Annotated in this window: 14 protein-coding genes; 4 read left to right on the top strand and 10 right to left on the bottom strand. The window is 77.3% G+C overall.

From position 1 onward, the window contains the following. Positions 1-7: 7 nt before the first annotated feature. Together upp and Ae331Ps2_RS05600 are read left to right on the top strand one after the other, a co-directional pair. Positions 8-631 carry a uracil phosphoribosyltransferase gene (gene upp / locus Ae331Ps2_RS05605; RefSeq protein WP_020625437.1) on the top strand — a complete coding sequence of 208 codons (624 nt, stop codon included), beginning with the start codon at positions 8-10 and terminating at the stop codon, positions 629-631. 7 nt (positions 632-638) lie between these two features. Next, the gene (locus tag Ae331Ps2_RS05600) at positions 639-1,388 is read left to right on the top strand and encodes a GDSL-type esterase/lipase family protein (RefSeq protein ID WP_075310272.1); all 750 of its coding nucleotides are present in this window, start codon (positions 639-641) and stop codon (positions 1,386-1,388) included. A 6-nt stretch (positions 1,389-1,394) separates the two neighbouring features. Here the strand turns inward: Ae331Ps2_RS05600 and Ae331Ps2_RS05595 are convergent, their stop codons facing one another. From Ae331Ps2_RS05595 to Ae331Ps2_RS05580, 4 genes are read right to left on the bottom strand one after another with little or no spacing between them, the layout of a single operon-like run. Further along, positions 1,395-1,856 (bottom strand): flavodoxin family protein, encoded by a 462-nt coding sequence (locus tag Ae331Ps2_RS05595; protein WP_075310274.1) that lies wholly within the window; start codon positions 1,854-1,856, stop codon positions 1,395-1,397. After that, positions 1,853-3,472, bottom strand: a complete 1,620-nt coding sequence (locus Ae331Ps2_RS05590; protein ID WP_075310276.1) for a phospho-sugar mutase — start codon at positions 3,470-3,472, stop codon at positions 1,853-1,855. Before Ae331Ps2_RS05590 ends, Ae331Ps2_RS05595 begins: the two co-directional genes overlap by 4 nt. Beyond that, positions 3,472-4,275 (bottom strand): purine-nucleoside phosphorylase, encoded by an 804-nt coding sequence (locus Ae331Ps2_RS05585; protein WP_075310278.1) that lies wholly within the window; start codon positions 4,273-4,275, stop codon positions 3,472-3,474. The genes Ae331Ps2_RS05590 and Ae331Ps2_RS05585 overlap by 1 nt, the downstream gene beginning before the upstream one ends. A 37-nt stretch (positions 4,276-4,312) precedes the next feature. Next, the gene (locus Ae331Ps2_RS05580) at positions 4,313-5,989 is read right to left on the bottom strand and encodes a serine/threonine-protein kinase (protein ID WP_249265632.1); all 1,677 of its coding nucleotides are present in this window, start codon (positions 5,987-5,989) and stop codon (positions 4,313-4,315) included. Positions 5,990-6,470: 481 nt separating this feature from the next. On the opposite strand from Ae331Ps2_RS05580, the gene Ae331Ps2_RS05575 reads away from it, so the two are divergent. Continuing rightward, a complete protein-coding gene (locus Ae331Ps2_RS05575; RefSeq protein ID WP_075312800.1) occupies positions 6,471-7,718 on the top strand; it encodes an amidohydrolase in 1,248 nt (415 codons plus the stop codon). A gap of 104 nt (positions 7,719-7,822) precedes the next feature. On the opposite strand, the gene Ae331Ps2_RS05570 is transcribed toward Ae331Ps2_RS05575, so the two are convergent. Further along, positions 7,823-8,287 (bottom strand): gamma-glutamylcyclotransferase, encoded by a 465-nt coding sequence (locus Ae331Ps2_RS05570; RefSeq protein WP_020624005.1) that lies wholly within the window; start codon positions 8,285-8,287, stop codon positions 7,823-7,825. A 143-nt stretch (positions 8,288-8,430) separates the two neighbouring features. Between Ae331Ps2_RS05570 and Ae331Ps2_RS05565 the strand changes: the two genes are divergently transcribed. Continuing rightward, a complete protein-coding gene (locus tag Ae331Ps2_RS05565) occupies positions 8,431-9,834 on the top strand; it encodes an NAD(P)H-quinone dehydrogenase (protein ID WP_020624004.1) in 1,404 nt (467 codons plus the stop codon). Here the strand turns inward: Ae331Ps2_RS05565 and Ae331Ps2_RS05560 are convergent. From Ae331Ps2_RS05560 to Ae331Ps2_RS05540, 5 genes are all read right to left on the bottom strand, one after another. Further along, complete coding sequence (locus Ae331Ps2_RS05560; protein ID WP_158071536.1) at positions 9,809-10,588, bottom strand: ESX secretion-associated protein EspG; 780 nt, start codon at positions 10,586-10,588, stop codon at positions 9,809-9,811. The two genes, Ae331Ps2_RS05565 and Ae331Ps2_RS05560, sit on opposite strands and share 26 nt — an antisense overlap. After that, complete coding sequence (locus Ae331Ps2_RS05555; RefSeq protein WP_075310282.1) at positions 10,581-12,530, bottom strand: PPE domain-containing protein; 1,950 nt, start codon at positions 12,528-12,530, stop codon at positions 10,581-10,583. The genes Ae331Ps2_RS05560 and Ae331Ps2_RS05555 overlap by 8 nt, the downstream gene beginning before the upstream one ends. After that, positions 12,527-12,892: a hypothetical protein gene (locus Ae331Ps2_RS05550; protein ID WP_075310284.1), complete on the bottom strand. Its 366-nt coding sequence runs from the start codon at positions 12,890-12,892 to the stop codon at positions 12,527-12,529. The genes Ae331Ps2_RS05555 and Ae331Ps2_RS05550 overlap by 4 nt, the downstream gene beginning before the upstream one ends. A 139-nt stretch (positions 12,893-13,031) precedes the next feature. Continuing rightward, a complete protein-coding gene (locus Ae331Ps2_RS05545) occupies positions 13,032-13,538 on the bottom strand; it encodes a hypothetical protein (protein ID WP_051050033.1) in 507 nt (168 codons plus the stop codon). A gap of 312 nt (positions 13,539-13,850) precedes the next feature. Next, a complete protein-coding gene (locus tag Ae331Ps2_RS05540) occupies positions 13,851-14,435 on the bottom strand; it encodes a GNAT family N-acetyltransferase (RefSeq protein WP_139319212.1) in 585 nt (194 codons plus the stop codon). Position 14,436: the final 1 nt, after the last annotated feature.

Below are 14,436 nucleotides of genomic sequence, written 5' to 3'. Positions count from 1 at the left end.
TGCGCCCGTGGACACGATCGTCGTCGACCACCCGCTCGTGCGGGCCCGGCTCAGCACCATGCGGGACGCCCGCACCGACAACGCCACCTTCCGGGCGGCGTTGCGCGAGCTCACCCTGATGCTGGTCTACGAGGCCACCCGCGCGGCGCCGCTCACCGAGGACCGGATCCACACCCCGGTCTCGCGGACGGTCGGCCACCGGCTCGCCGTCCCGCCGGTGCTGGTCCCGGTGCTGCGGGCCGGGCTGGGGATGGCCGAGGCCGCGCTGAACCTGATCCCGGACTCGCAGATGGGCTTCGTCGGCATGGCCCGCGACGAGACGACCCACCAGCCGGTGCCCTACATGGAGTCGCTCCCCGACAGCCTCGTCGGCCGGCCGGTGTTCGTGCTCGACCCGATGCTGGCCACCGGCGGTTCGATGGTGCACACCGTGGAGCTCCTGACCCGCCGCGGCGCCGACGACGTGACGATCCTCTGCGCGCTGTCCGCGCCGGAGGGGGTGGAGCGGCTGCGCGCGTCCGGGCTGCCGGTCCGGATGGTGACCGCCAGCATCGACGAACGGCTCAACGACTCCGCGTTCATCGTCCCCGGCCTCGGCGACGCCGGGGACCGCCAGTTCGGCGCGGTCTGAGCCGGCCGTGAGGCCCTCCCGGCGCGTCCTCACCGGGGTCGTGGCGGCGGTGGTGGCGGTCGCGCTGTCCGCGCTGCCCGCGGCGGACCGGCCGGAGGACGTCGAGGTGCCCGCCGCCGTCGACGATCCCGGGGTGGTGCGGGTGATGCCGCTGGGCGCGTCGTCGACGGTCGGGGTGGGGAGTCCGGCGACGGCCGGCTACCGCCTCCCGCTGTGGCAGCGCCTCGCTGCCGACGGCGTCCGCGTCGACTACGTCGGCTCCCGCAGCTCCGGCCCGGACGCGCTGCCCGACACCGACCACGAGGGCCGCTCCGGCTGGACGGCGGCCCGGATGGTGCCGATGACGGGTGGCTGGGTGCTGGCCGCGCAGCCGGACGTCGTGCTGCTGCACGCCGGCACCAACGACCTGCTGCAGGGGGCCGGCGCACGGGCGACGGCGGCGAGCCTGGACCGGTTGCTGGACCGCGTGTTCGCGGCCGCACCGCACACCCACGTGATCATGGCCGGGGTGTGGGCACCGCTGCCGAAGCAGCGGGCCGAGCGGGCGCGGCTGGCCGAGTACCTGCCCCGCGTCGCCGCGGCGCACCGGGCGGCGGGCCACTCGGTGGAGTTCGTGGACACCGCCGCCCTGTTCCCCGCCGGGCGGACCGCGGACGGCCTGCACGCCGGACCGGACGCCTACCGCACGATCGCGTCGATGTGGGCCGACCGGATCGAGGCGCACCTCGGGGTCCGGCCCGCCACCGGGCGCCGGTGACCGAGGTCAGTCCTCCGGCATGACGGTCGCGGCCACGACGGCGCCCAGCTCGCGGCACGCGGCCCGGGCGGCGGCGTCCGGGGGGCCGGCGACCTCGACCGGCACGGCCGCCGCGGTCCAGCCCATCGCCTCGGCGATCGTCGTCACCGAGCGGGTCGCACCCGAGGTGTCCGAGCCGCCGTGCACCCACAGCCCGTAGGGCAGGCCGCGGGTGTCGTCGGCGCAGACGTAGAAGACCTGGTCGAGGAAGTGCTTGAGCGCGCCGGACATGTAGCCGATGTTCGCCGGCGTCCCGAGGACGACGGCGTCGGCGGCGAGCAGGTCGCTCGCCGTCGCGGCCAGGGCGGCGCGTGCGACGACCTCGACCCCGGTGATGTCCGGGTCGGCCGCTCCCGCGCGGACCTCGGCGAGCAGCTCCGCGGTCGCGGGGGACGGGGTGTGGTGGACCAGGAGCAGGCGGGCGCTCATTCGGCGAGCATCCCGTCGACCTCGGCGCGCACCGCGGCCAGGCGCTCCGCGGCGACGGCCCGCGACGCCGGCACCGCGGCCACGTCGCCGGTGGGGTCCAGGGCGACCTCCAGGTAGGCCTTGAGCTTCGGCTCGGTCCCCGACGGGCGGATCACCACCCGGGTCCCGGGGCGGCGCAGCCGCAGCACGTCGGGGGCCGGGCGGTCGGCCTCCCAACCGGCCGGGGGCGCGGCGCGCAGCCGGGCGACGGCGGCGTCGCGCTCGGCGGGGGCCATCCGGATCGAGACGCCCCGGGTGGCGTGCACGCCGAACTCCGCGGCCAGCTCGTCGAGCCGCCGTGGCACCGACGACCCGGCCGCGGCGAGCCCGCGCACCAGGTCCGCGGCGACGACGGCGGCGGAGATGCCGTCCTTGTCCCGGACGCCGTCGGGGTCGACGCAGAGCCCGATCGCCTCCTCGTAGCCGAAGACCAGCCCGGCACCGGCCCGCACGATCCACTTGAAGCCGGTGAGGGTCTCGGCGAACCGGGCCCCGCGGGCCCGGGCGATGCGGGCGAGCATCGACGACGACACCACGGTCGTCGCGACCAGCGGGTCCGGCGTGGTCCCGGTCCGCAGCAGGTGGTCGCCGAGCAGCACGCCGGTCTCGTCGCCGGACAGCATCCGCCAGCCGTCACCGAAGGCGACGCCGAGCGCGCACCGGTCCGCGTCCGGGTCCAGCGCGACGGCGAGGTCCGCGCCGCTCTCGGCGGCCAGCGCGAGCAGCGCGTCGGTGGCGCCGGGCTCCTCCGGGTTCGGGAAGGCGACCGTCGGGAAGTCGGGGTCGGGCACGGCCTGGCTCGCGACGACGGCGACGTCGTGCACCCCGGCCCTGGCGAGCGCGGCGACCGCGGTCGCGCCGCCGACCCCGTGCATCGGGGTGAGCGCGATCCGCGGCGCGGGCGACCCGGTGTTCGCCGGCAGCGTCGCGATCCGGTCGAGGTAGGCGCCGGTGACCTCCGCCGGGTCCGGCAGCGGACCGAGCGGGACCGACACCGCGGGCGGTGCGGCGGTGATCGCCTCCTCGATGGCGGCGTCGTCGGGGCCCACGAGCTGCGCGCCGTCGGCGAGGTAGACCTTGTAGCCGTTGTCCGCGGGCGGGTTGTGCGAGGCGGTCACGGCGATCCCGGCGACCGCGCCGAGGTGCCGCACCGCGAACGCCACCAGCGGGGTGGGGACGGGGCCGTCCAGCAGGGTCACGGTGAACCCGGCGCCGGTCAGCACGCGGGCGGTGGCCTCGGCGAACGCGGCGGACCCGTGCCGGGCGTCCCGGCCGACGACGACCCGGCCGGTGCCCGCGGTCCGGGCCAGGTGGGCGGCGAGCCCTGCGGTCGCCCGGGTCACGACGGCGACGTTCATCCCCGACGGCCCGGCCCGCACCGGCCCGCGCAGCCCGGCGGTGCCGAAGCGCAGCGGCCCGGACAGCCGGTCGGCCAGGTCGTCGACCGCCTCCCTGGCGCCGTCGCCCCCGGCCATCGCGGTGGCCAGGACGCGCTGCAGCTCCGTGCGGGTGGCCGGGTCGGGGTCGTCGGCGATCCAGCGCAGCGCCGCGTCGCGCAGCGGTCCCGGGAGCACCATCAGACGCGGCCGACGAGGTCGCGCAGCAGCGAGCCCATCCGGGTCGCAGCGGCGGCGCCGGCGTCGAGGACCTCCTGGTGGTTCAGCGGCTGCCCGGACAGGCCCGCGGCCAGGTTGGTGACCAGCGAGATCCCGGCGACCTCCAGGCCGGCGGCGCGGGCGGCGATCGTCTCGGCGACGGTGGACATGCCGACCAGGTCCGCGCCCAGCGTGCGCAGCATCCGGATCTCGGCCGGGGTCTCGAAGTGCGGGCCGGGCAGCCCGGCGTAGACGCCCTCGACCAGCGACGGGTCCAGCTCGCGGGCGGCGGCGCGCAGCCGGGGGGAGTAGGCGTCGGTGAGGTCGACGAAGTGCGCGCCCTGCAGCGGCGAGCGGGCGAGGAGGTTGAGGTGGTCGGCGATCAGCACCGGCTGCCCGACCGACAGGCCCTCGGTGATGCCGCCCGCCGCGTTGGTCAGCACGACCGTGCGGACACCGGCCGCCGCGGCGGTGCGGACGCCGTGCGCGACCGGGTCCATCCCGTGGCCCTCGTAGAGGTGGGTGCGCCCGAGCAGGACCAGCACCCGGGTGTCACCGATGCGCAGCGAGCGGGCGGTGCCGCCGTGGCCGACCGCGGACGGCGCGACGAAGCCGGGCAGCTCGGCCATCGGGACCTCGGCGTCGGGGGTGCCGAGCACGTCGGCGGCCGGGCGCCAGCCGGAGCCCAGGACCACCGCCACGTCGTGGGTGTCGGTGCCGGTGCGGCGGGCGAGCTCGGCGGCGGCGTCGTGGGCGCGAGCGGTGGGGTCGGCGGTGTCGGCCATGGGCGCCAGCCTAGGGGGCGCCGGCGCCGTGGCCGGCTCAGCCCGGGGTGGCGCGGAAGCCCGAGGCGACGGCGTCGAACAGGCCCGCGACGGCGTCCTCGGCGCGCCCGGCGGGGGAGGTCAGCTGCAGGACCCAGACCCCGCCCTGCCGGTCGCGGCCGGGGACGATGCGCATGAGCGTGCTGCGCTGCGCGCTGCCGCTGCCGGTGGTGAGGGCGACCTGGCTGGAGCCGTCGGGCAGCTGCTCGACCGGCCCGGCCTCGACCGGGTCGACGCCCAGCGCCTCGGGGGTGAGCGCGTCGGTGACGGCCTGCACCGAGGTGGCCGCGCGGACCGACAGCTCCTGACGGCCGTCCGGGCTGACGAAGCGGACGACGACCGACCCGTCCGGGGTGGGTGAGCGGAACTGCGTCCAGCCGTCGGGGACCGGCACGGTGAAGCCGAGTGGGTCCGGGTAGGTGGTGCGCAGCGACCGGTCGGTGGCGACGGTGACCGTCGACAGCGGTTCCTGGCCGGCCAGCGCGCGGACCCCGGTGAACCCGGCGAGTGCGCCGAGCAGCACGAGCAGCGCGCCGCCGAGCACCAGCGGGACGGCACCGAGCACGGTGGTCGGGCCGGTCGCCGCGACCCGGGCGGGCGCGGCCCCCCGCGACGACGGCCGGGCCGGACGCGGGCGCTCCGCGGGCGGCGGTGCCGGTGCGGGCACGGGGTCGGCGACCGGGGAGCGGCCGTAGGTGCCGGTCCCGGTGGGCCCGAGCGGGCCGGGCGGTGCCGGTGCGGGCACCCGCGGCGGGGCCGCGGTCCCACCGGGCGGTGCCGGCACCCGCGCCATGACGGTCGGCACGTCCGGGGAGCCGGGGAAGATCGGGTCGTCGGGGTCGGCGAGCAGCGGGCGCAGCCGGGCCCGTACCTCGTCGAGCGGCATGCGGGCGGCGGGCTCCTTGACCATCAGCCCGGCGATGACCTCGGCGACCGGGCCGGTGACCGTCGGCACGGGGACGGGGCCGTCGACGACTTCGGTGATGGTGCGGACCGGGTCGCCGTCGACGTCGTAGGGCGGGCGGCCCTCGACGGCGGCCCAGAGCGTCGCGCCGAGGCCCCACAGGTCTGCGGCCGGGGTGACCGGCTGGCCCGCGGCGACCTCGGGGGCGATGTAGGCGGGCGAGCCGAGCACGAGGCCCGCGGAGGTCATCGGCGCGTCGGACTCGTTGCGGGCGATGCCGAAGTCGGTGAGCTTGATCCGGCCGTCGTCGGAGATCAGGACGTTGCCCGGCTTGACGTCGCGGTGGGTGATCCCGGCCCGGTGCGCGGCCCGCAGCGCCGCCGCGGTGCCGTGCCCGACGACGCCGGCCTGCGCGGCGTCGAGCCTGCCCAGCTCGGTGATCGCCGCGGCCAGGTTCTTCGACGGCACCAGCTCCATGACCACCAGCGGCTCGTCGCCGCCGGAGTCGAGCACGTCGAAGACGGTCACGACGTTGGGGTGCGACAGCCCGGCCAGCGCCCGGGCCTCCCGCATGATGCGTTCCCGCAGCTCCAGCTTCTCCCCGGCCGGGATGCCGTCGGGGATCTTCAGCTCCTTGAGCGCGGCGCGGCGGTGCAGGACCTCGTCGAAACCCGACCAGACGGTGCCCATCGCGCCGCTCCCGAGCGGACCGTCGACGCGGTACCGCCCGGCGAACTGTCGGCGCTGGACCTCGCCCTCGGGAACGGACACGGCGCCGATTGTTCCATCGTGCCCGCGCGGCCCGTCCCCGCACACCGCCTCCGGCCGTGATCGTCACCGCCGGTGCGCAGGAGTGACGGTAGGTGACGGCGCCGGCCGGTCCGGACGGCGGACGGCGGCCACGGCGGGCCGGGCGTGCCGACGGTCACGGTCCGGTGGCGTTCCGGCCGCGGTCCGGTGTCGTCGTCGGCCACGCGTCCCGTGACGGGCGCCCGAACCGCCGGTGAACGGCGAGGACGCCCGTTCGCCGACGGGAGGAGCGGTCGCCCGAGCCCGTTCACCTGGGGAGGTGAACCCGCTGGCAGCACCCCGTCGACCCCTTGCCGCGCGGAGGCGTGAACGGACGATTTCGACTGGAACACCGCCGGACGGGTGAGCACCATCATGAGTGGTGGGACACGACCGATCGCCGTCCGCGTCGACCGCGGGCAGGCGGGCCGTTCCGGCCGGAGGCCAGTACGAGGAGGACAAGGTGACTGCGCTGCAGACCCGCACCGAGCTCCCGGAGATCACCGATCTCGCGGTCGACGATCTCGGCGTCGGCACGGGTCCGGCCTGGCTGGAGTCGTGGATGCGGGCGCACAAGGGCGAGATCGTGGGCTGGCGCCGCGCCATCCACGCCCAGCCCGAGCTGGCCCGTCGCGAGCACCTCACGACCGCGCGGGTCGCGGAGACCCTGGTGCGGGCGGGCCTGGAGCCGCGCACCCTCGCCGACGGCACCGGCGTCGTCTGCGAGGTGGGGTACGGCGAGCCGCTGGTCGCCCTGCGCGCGGACATGGACGCGCTGCCGCTGCAGGAGCAGACCGGTCTCCCGTTCGCCTCCGAGGTGCCCGGTGTCATGCACGCCTGCGGGCACGACGCGCACACCGCGATGCTGCTGGGTGCGGCCCTGGCGCTGCAGTCCGCGCCGTCGCTGCCCGGCCGGGTCCGGCTGGTGTTCCAGCCGGCCGAGGAGGTGCAGCCGGGCGGCGCGCTCGACGCCGTCGGCCAGGGCGTGATGGAGGGTGTGCAGCGGATCTTCGCGCTGCACTGCGACCCGCGTCTGGAGGTCGGGCGGCTCGGCACCCGGGTCGGGCCGATCACCTCGGCCTGTGACCTCATCGAGGTCCGGCTGACCTCACCGGGCGGGCACACCTCGCGCCCGCACCTGACCGCCGACCTCGTGCAGGCGCTCGGGCTGCTGGCCACCCAGGTGCCGCTGCTGCTGACCCGCCACGTCGACCCGCGCTCGGGCACCGTCCTGACCTGGGGTGCGGTGCACGCCGGGGACGCGGCGAACGCGATCCCGCAGTCCGGGCTGCTGCGCGGCACCCTGCGCACCGCCGACCACGCGACCTGGACCGAGCTCGAGGAGAAGCTGCGGGCGCTCGTGGCGGCCGTGCTCGCCCCCACCGGTGTCGGCTACGTGCTCGACCACGTCCGCGGTGTCCCGCCGGTCGTCAACGACGAGGTGTCCACCGGGATGCTGCGCGACGCCGCGGTGACCGTCGGCGGCGAGGCCGCCGACGCCTCCACCGAGCAGTCCTCCGGCGGCGAGGACTTCGCCTGGTACCTGGAGCACTCCGCGGGCGCCATGGCGCGGCTCGGGGTGTGGTCGGGCACCGGCAAGCAGCGCGACATCCACCAGCCGACCTTCGACCTCGACGAGCGGGCCCTGCCGTTCGGCTCGCGGGTGCTGGTCCAGGCCGCGCTGTCCGCGCTGGCACAGGCGGCCTCCTGAGCCACTGACGCACCCACCGACCCACCGCCTCCCGCGGTGAACGACGACGGCCCGGCCTCCGCACGTGCGGAGGCCGGGCCGTTCTCGTCGGCCGGTGGGCCCGGTCAGGAGTGGTTGCCGGGCGAGGACTTGCGGCTGGGCCTGCTGCGCAGCTCGTTCACGTAGTCGTCCGGGGCGCCCGCGGTCTCCGCGGCGTCGGCGATCACGCCCAGGTAGCGGGCCGAGGGCTCCCCGCCCTCGTAGGCGTTCAGCACGTAGATGAACGCGAGGACGCTGCCGTCGAGGGTGGCGACGCGCAGCCGGAGCTTCTTGTGCATGCCCAGCTCGCCGCCCTCCCAGCGGTCGAGCTGGCGTTCGTCGTGCTCGGGGACGTCGTAGAGCACGACGAACACCTGCGAGCCCGGCTCCTCCACCACGGTGGCGAGCGCGCCCTCCCAGGTGTAGTCCTCGCCGCCGAACGTCAGCCGCCAGCCCTGGAGCCACCCGGTCCCGGCCATCGGCGAGTGCGGGGCGCGCTCCTTCATCTGCTCGGGGTCCATGTTCGACCCGTACGCGGCATACAGCGGCACGCATGCAGGGTAGTGGGGAGCCCGACGGGGCCTCGACCCGCCCGGTCGTAACGATGGGACACGCGTACTGTGAGCCCCGTCGACGCTGGCGGGCGGGACCGCCTGCCGGTCCACCACCACCGACTTCTCCAGGGGGATCTCCCGTGACCCGCATCGTCATCATGGGCGGCGGACCGGCCGGTTACGAGGCCGCACTCGTCGCGGCACAGCACGGCAGCGAGGTGACCGTCGTCGAGCGGGACGGGATGGGCGGCGCCTGCGTCGTCTACGACTGCGTCCCCTCGAAGACCTTCATCTCCTCCGCGGCCGTCCGGGTCGACCTGCACCGTGCCGAGGACCTCGGCGTCCTGGTGGACCGCGGCAACTCCGCGGTCGACCTGCCCGCGGTCAACGAGCGGGTCAAGTCCCTCGCCCTCGCCCAGTCCGCCGACGTGCGGGCCCGGCTGGAGAACGAGGGCGTCCGGATCATCGCCGGCACCGCGCGGTTCGCTGGGCCCGCGGAGGCCCGCGCCGCGCACGAGGTGACCGCCACGCACGCCGACGGGACCGTCGAGGACCTCGTCGCCGACGTCGTCCTCATCGCGACCGGGGCCACCCCGCGGGTGCTGGACTCGGCTCGTCCGGACGGCGACCGGATCCTCGACTGGCGTCAGCTCTACGACCTCGACGAGCTGCCCGAGCACCTGATCGTCGTCGGCTCGGGCGTGACCGGCGCCGAGTTCTGCTCGGCCTACGTCGAGCTCGGCTGCCGGGTCAGCCTGGTCTCCAGCCGCGACCGGGTCCTCCCGCACGAGGACGCCGACGCCGCCGCGGTGCTGGAGGAGGTGTTCGCCGACCGGGGGGTGGAGATCCTCGCCCACGCGCGCGCCGACTCCGTCGAGAACACCGGCGACGGCGTCCGGGTCACCCTGTCCGACGGTCGCGTCGTGGAGGGTTCGCACGCCCTGATGACCGTCGGGTCGATCCCCAACACCGCCGAGCTCGGCCTGGAGAAGATCGGCGTCGAGACCGACCGCGGCGGGTTCGTCCCGGTCGACAAGGTCTCGCGCACCTCCGAGCCGGGTGTGTACGCGGCGGGCGACTGCACCGGCGTGCTCATGCTCGCCTCGGTCGCGGCCATGCAGGGCCGGATCGCGATGTGGCACGCGCTCGGGGAGGGCGTGTCCCCGATCCGGCTGCGGACCGTCGCGGCGAACGTGTTCACCCGGCCCGAGATCGCGACCGTCGGGATCAGCCAGAACGCGATCGACTCCGGCGAGGTCCCGGCCCGCACCGTGATGCTGCCGTTGTCGACCAACCCGCGCGCCAAGATGCGCGGACTGCGCCGCGGCTTCGTGAAGCTGTTCTGCCGTCCGGCGTCCGGTGTGGTCATCGGCGGTGTCGTGGTCGCGCCGGTCGCGAGCGAGCTGATCCTGCCGATCGCGATGGCGGTCCAGAACGGGCTCGGCGTGGACGACCTGGCCCACACCTTCTCGGTGTACCCGTCGCTGTCCGGGTCGATCACCGAGGCGGGCCGTCAGCTCATGCAGCACTCCGACCTGGACTGAACAGCTCGGCGAACCGGTCGCGCAGCTCGCCGTCGCCCGCGGGGGCGAGGGTGGACCACTCGGGTCCGCCGTGCGCGCCGGTCCCGCGGGTCAGCCGGTAGCGACCCCGCGGCGTGTCGACGACGGCGACGTGCCCCGGCAGCCGCGCCGGGCTGCCCCAGTGGTCGTGCCGGACGGCACAGATCTGCGCACGGTGCGCGGGCCCGGCGAGCAGGGAGGCGAGCCGGGCCCGCTGCTCGTCGTCCCCGGCGGTGCCGGGGTCGGTGCGTGCGTCCCCGTCGAGGACGCGGGCCAGCTCGGCGGTGGGCAGGGTCACGGCGGGCCCGGGGCCCGGCGCGCGCCGGGGCAGGGCCGACACCGCGGCGAACGCCGGTGATCCCGCCGCGGTCACGGTGACGGCCGTTCCGGTGTGGACGGCGAGGACGCCGTCGCCGTCGCGTTCGGCGGCGACCGCGCGCAGCGGGCCGTCGTCGAACCGGCCGCGCACCTCCAGGTGACGGTCGGGGCGGGCGAGCAGGGTCAGCAGCCGCACCAGCGCGGGGTCGGGTCCGGCCGGACCGGCGAGGCCGCGGGCGCGCAGCCCGGCGACGCCGGCCGCCACGACCCGGCGCCGCTCCTCGCGGGTGCGCCCGGGGGAGGGGAGCCGCAGCGCCACCGGTGTGGCGCCGAGTCCCAGGTGCTCCCAGACGACGTCGAACTCGGTGCCGGTGAGCACGAACGGCACCGACGGGATCCAGGGCGCGGGCTCAGCCACGGCCCCGCCACCGGGCCTCGGGACGCAGGACGCCGGGGTCGGGTCGGGCATCGGGCTGCTCCAGGGGGTCGTCGGGGACGGCGTGCCGGTCGGCGACGAGGCGCCAGGCCGGGACCCGGAGGTCGGCGGGCGCGCCTACGGCAGCCGCGACCGGCGGCGGGGCGGCCGGAACCGCGCCCACCGGCACGCCGGCCGGGGTGACGGCCGGGTCGCCGTGCGGCGGCACCGGCGGTAGGGCGTAGCGGCCGTGGGTGGCGGCACCGTGCGTGGCGTCGAGGTGGGGGACGGCGAGGTCGCCGGTGGTGACGGCGTGGTGGGCCGGGCCCGGGGGCCCCGCGGGAGTGGGGCAGTGCGGGGCGACGGCGTGGTCGGCGATGCGGGGCTCGGTGACGTGGGGCTCGGTGACGTGGGGGTGGGTGGTGTCGGGGCCGGTGGGCTGGGCGCCCGCCGGGCTCCCGGGGGTCGGGCCGTCGGTCGTGGGCCGGTCCGGCGCGCCGCCGCCGGCCGTGGGGTCGTCGGGCCCGGTGGGCGTCGCGCCGTGCGGGGCGGGATCGCCGGTGGCGTCCGGGACGGGGCCGTCGTGCGTCGACGGCGGCACCCCGTCCGCGGCACCCGTGGCCGGCACGCCGCTGGGGGCGCGGGTGCCGCTGGTCGTCGCGTCGCCGGAGGGCGGGCGGTGCTCGGCTCCGCTGGGCGTCGTGTCGCCCGGTCGGTCCCGGGCGTCGTCAGGGTGTGGTGTGTCGCCCGTACGTGGTGCGTCGCCAACGGGCGGAGTGTCGCCACCGGGTGGTGTGCTGCCACCGGGTGGTGGGGTGCCGTCACCGGGCGGTGTGGCGCTGCCGGGCGGTGCCCCGTGGTCGGCGGCGCTGCCGGGTGGCGTCCCGCGGCCGGTGGTGTCGCCGTCGCCGGAGGGGCTCCGCCCGTCCCGGGCCTGCCGCTCCCCACGGATCGTGGCGCCGATCAGGATCCCGGCGCCACCGAGCGCCCCGCCCGCGAGCACCGCGGCGGTCACGGCCGTGCCGCCGTCGTCGGGGCCACCGCGGTCGCCCGGGGTGCCGGCGTCGCCCGCCGGGGACGCCGGAGCGGCCCCGGAGTCACCGGTCTCGGGGTCACCGGTCCCGGGGGCGGTGTCCGGTGCGGGGGTGCCGCCGGTGCGGGGGTCGTCGGTCGCGGCGGCGTCCGCGGGGTCCCGCCCGGCGGAGGGCCCGCCGACGTCGATCGGTCGCGCACCGGGCACCCCGGCCCGTCCGTTCCCGGTCAGCACCGCCGCCGTGAGCCCGCCGAAGCCGATCCCCGCGAACACCGTCGTCCCCGACCCCGCGCCGTCCACCGGGACCGGACCCGCGTCGCCGCCGGCGCCGCCGGTGCCGTGCGGGGGCCCGCCGGGGGGCGGGGCCGGGACGGCGGGGGAGGCGGCCGCGGTGCCGTCGTGGGTCACGACCGGGGCCGCGCCCCAGCCGGTCCACGGTGCGCCGGTGGCGTGGGTGTCGTCGTCGTAGCGGATCATGAGCTCCGCGGCCCGACCGGCCGAGTTGCCCGCGGCGAGGTCGGCGGCCGCCCAGTCGTCGAGCAGGGCCGGGCCCACGGGTGCGGTCTCCGGCGGTGTCGGGGCCGCGGCGGCCGGCATCCGGGCCCGCAGGTCCGCGGCGAGCCCGGCCTGGGTGGCGAGTGCGTCGGCGGTGCGCTCGGCGTCGGCGGTGGCGGAGACGACCCAGCCGTCGAGGGTCCCGAGCGCCACGGTGACGCCGTCCGCGGCCGTGCCGGACCATCCCCCCGGCAGACCGCGGACCTGGCCGGACAGCTCGCGGTGGACGTCGGCGAGCGCGGCCGCGGCGTCGCGCCACGCCCGTTCCGCCCCGGCCGACGCCGAGGGGCCCGGACCGGCCGCCACCATCGCGGCGATCTCGGCGTGGCCGAGCCCCGCCCAGCGCGGCGCGGTCACCGGGCGCTGCCGTTCAGCGCGTCCGTCGTCGACTCCTCGGTGCGGGTGTAGGCGCGACCGGTGGCGGCGGCCGCGTCGCGTGCCCGCAGCAGCTCCGTGTGCACCGTGTGCAGCCGGCCGATCGCCGCGTCCGGGCCGTCCGCGGCGTGGACGGCGTAGCGGGCGGCGGCCTCGGCGCTGGCCGGGTCACCGAGCCAGGGCTCGACCCGGCGGGCGTCGGCGTCGAGGGTGCGCAGCGCGGCGGCCAGCCGGGACGCGGCCCGGTCGAGAGCCTCCGCCGCCCCGGCCGGGGCCGCCGGGTCGACGCGCAGGTCCGGGGAGATGTTGGGCACGTCGGCCTCCGGTGCGGACGGGCGGATCACGGACGGGCACACGCTAGGCCGGCACCGGTCGTCGCCGCGGGGGTTCGGCGGGGACCGGTCGCGATCGCGAAGCCCGCACACGACGACACCCCCGTCCGCGGCCGGTCGGTACCGGTGCGGACGGGGGTGTGCGTCGCGGTCAGGCCGCCGTCACCTCGGCCGGGGCCGGGACCTCGACCGGAGCGCACCCGCGGAGCGGGCACGGCGGTGGGGCCCAGGGCCGTGGTGTCCCGTCGTGGGCGGGAACGGTCCCCGCGAACGGCCACCGGCCTGCGAAACGCTGCAGGTACCAGTAGACGAACAGGTGGTCCGGGTCCTCCGGGGCGGTGACGAACAACGCGCGTCCGCCCAGGTCGGTGACCCAGGCGGCGTACTCGTTCGAGACCTGGCCCGGTGGGCGCGAGGCCCGCCGGGTGAGGAGCCAGTCCTCCGCCCGGGTGCGCCAGGTCGCCAGCGCGGTCGGGTGCAGGGTGGCCCCCGGGAGCTCCCGGAGGTTGGCGGTGAAGGTGCCGATCAGGACCCCGCCCGCGCCGTACGCGGAGGAGGTCAGGGTGAGCAGGGAGTGCGGGCCCGGGATCGGGCCGTCGGTGTGGACGTGCGTCGTGACGTGGAACGTCGGCGACGCGGGGTCGAACTCTGGGGGCATGACGGATCCTGTGACGTCTCGGTCGAACTGGGACGGCTCACGGCGCGGCAGGGCCTGCGTGGTGAGCGGATCCGCGGCGCGGTACTCCGCGTGGCGGTAGTTCCGGGCCCCGTGGATCGGGCACACGGGTCGGCTGTGGAGTTGTCGTGGGTACTGCTCGGTGCATGCCGCGGGCGCCGGACGGCGTGCGCGACACACCGAGGACGCTAGAACGGCCGGGCGTGCCGGTCAACGGGCCGTGACCCGCTCGGCACCGCCCGTCGCCACGGCCCCGTCGCCACGGACCGCGGAGGGTGAGCGTGCCGGACCGGGTCAGCCCTCGTCCGCCAGCCGCCCCAGCACGACGACGTCGACCCGCTCGCCGTCGACGGTCCACGCCTCCCGCAGCCGGCCCTCCGGCACGAACCCCAGCGCCGCGGCGACGGCGGCGGAGGCCCGGTTCGGCTCGGCGTGGCACCAGGTGACGCGGTGCAGCCCGAGCCCGCCGAAGGCGAAGCGCACGACCGCCCCGGCCGCGGTGCGGGCCAGGCCGCGTCCGCGGGCGGCGGGCAGCGTCCAGCAGCGCAGCTCCGCGGTGCCGTGGGCCAGGTCGAGGTGCTCCAGGGTGATCTCGCCGAGCATCTCCCCGGTCGTCGGCTCGGCGACGGCCCAGGCGCAGCGGGCGCCGCGGGCCCAGCCGTCGATCCGGTCGGCGACGTGCGCGGTCACCCGTGCGTCGAAGTCCGGGGCCGCGGGGTCGGGCCGGTTGCGCCAGCGCCGGATCTCCGGGTCCCGGCAGGACGCGGCGACGGCCGGGCGGTCGTCCACCCGGCCGTCGTGCCGCAGCCCGCGCAGGTACCAGGCCCCGGCGTTGATCTCGACCGGGTCGAGCACCGGGTCGAGCACCGGGACGGGCACC

Source organism: Pseudonocardia sp. Ae331_Ps2 (assembly GCF_001932405.1).
Lineage (GTDB): Bacteria > Actinomycetota > Actinomycetes > Mycobacteriales > Pseudonocardiaceae > Pseudonocardia.
Note: the sequence above shows the minus strand (reverse complement) of the source record. Positions and strands in the feature narration are given on the sequence as shown.

What these genes read in the sequence shown, in the direction of transcription:
- Ae331Ps2_RS05595 (WP_075310274.1), bottom strand. Translation starts at nt 1,856, where the DNA reads ATGAGCGCCCGCCTGCTCCTGGTCCACCACACCCCGTCCCCCGCGACC.
- Ae331Ps2_RS05590 (WP_075310276.1), bottom strand. Translation starts at nt 3,472, where the DNA reads ATGGTGCTCCCGGGACCGCTGCGCGACGCGGCGCTGCGCTGGATCGCC.
- Ae331Ps2_RS05585 (WP_075310278.1), bottom strand. Translation starts at nt 4,275, where the DNA reads ATGGCCGACACCGCCGACCCCACCGCTCGCGCCCACGACGCCGCCGCC.
- Ae331Ps2_RS05545 (WP_051050033.1), bottom strand. Translation starts at nt 13,538, where the DNA reads ATGCCCCCAGAGTTCGACCCCGCGTCGCCGACGTTCCACGTCACGACG.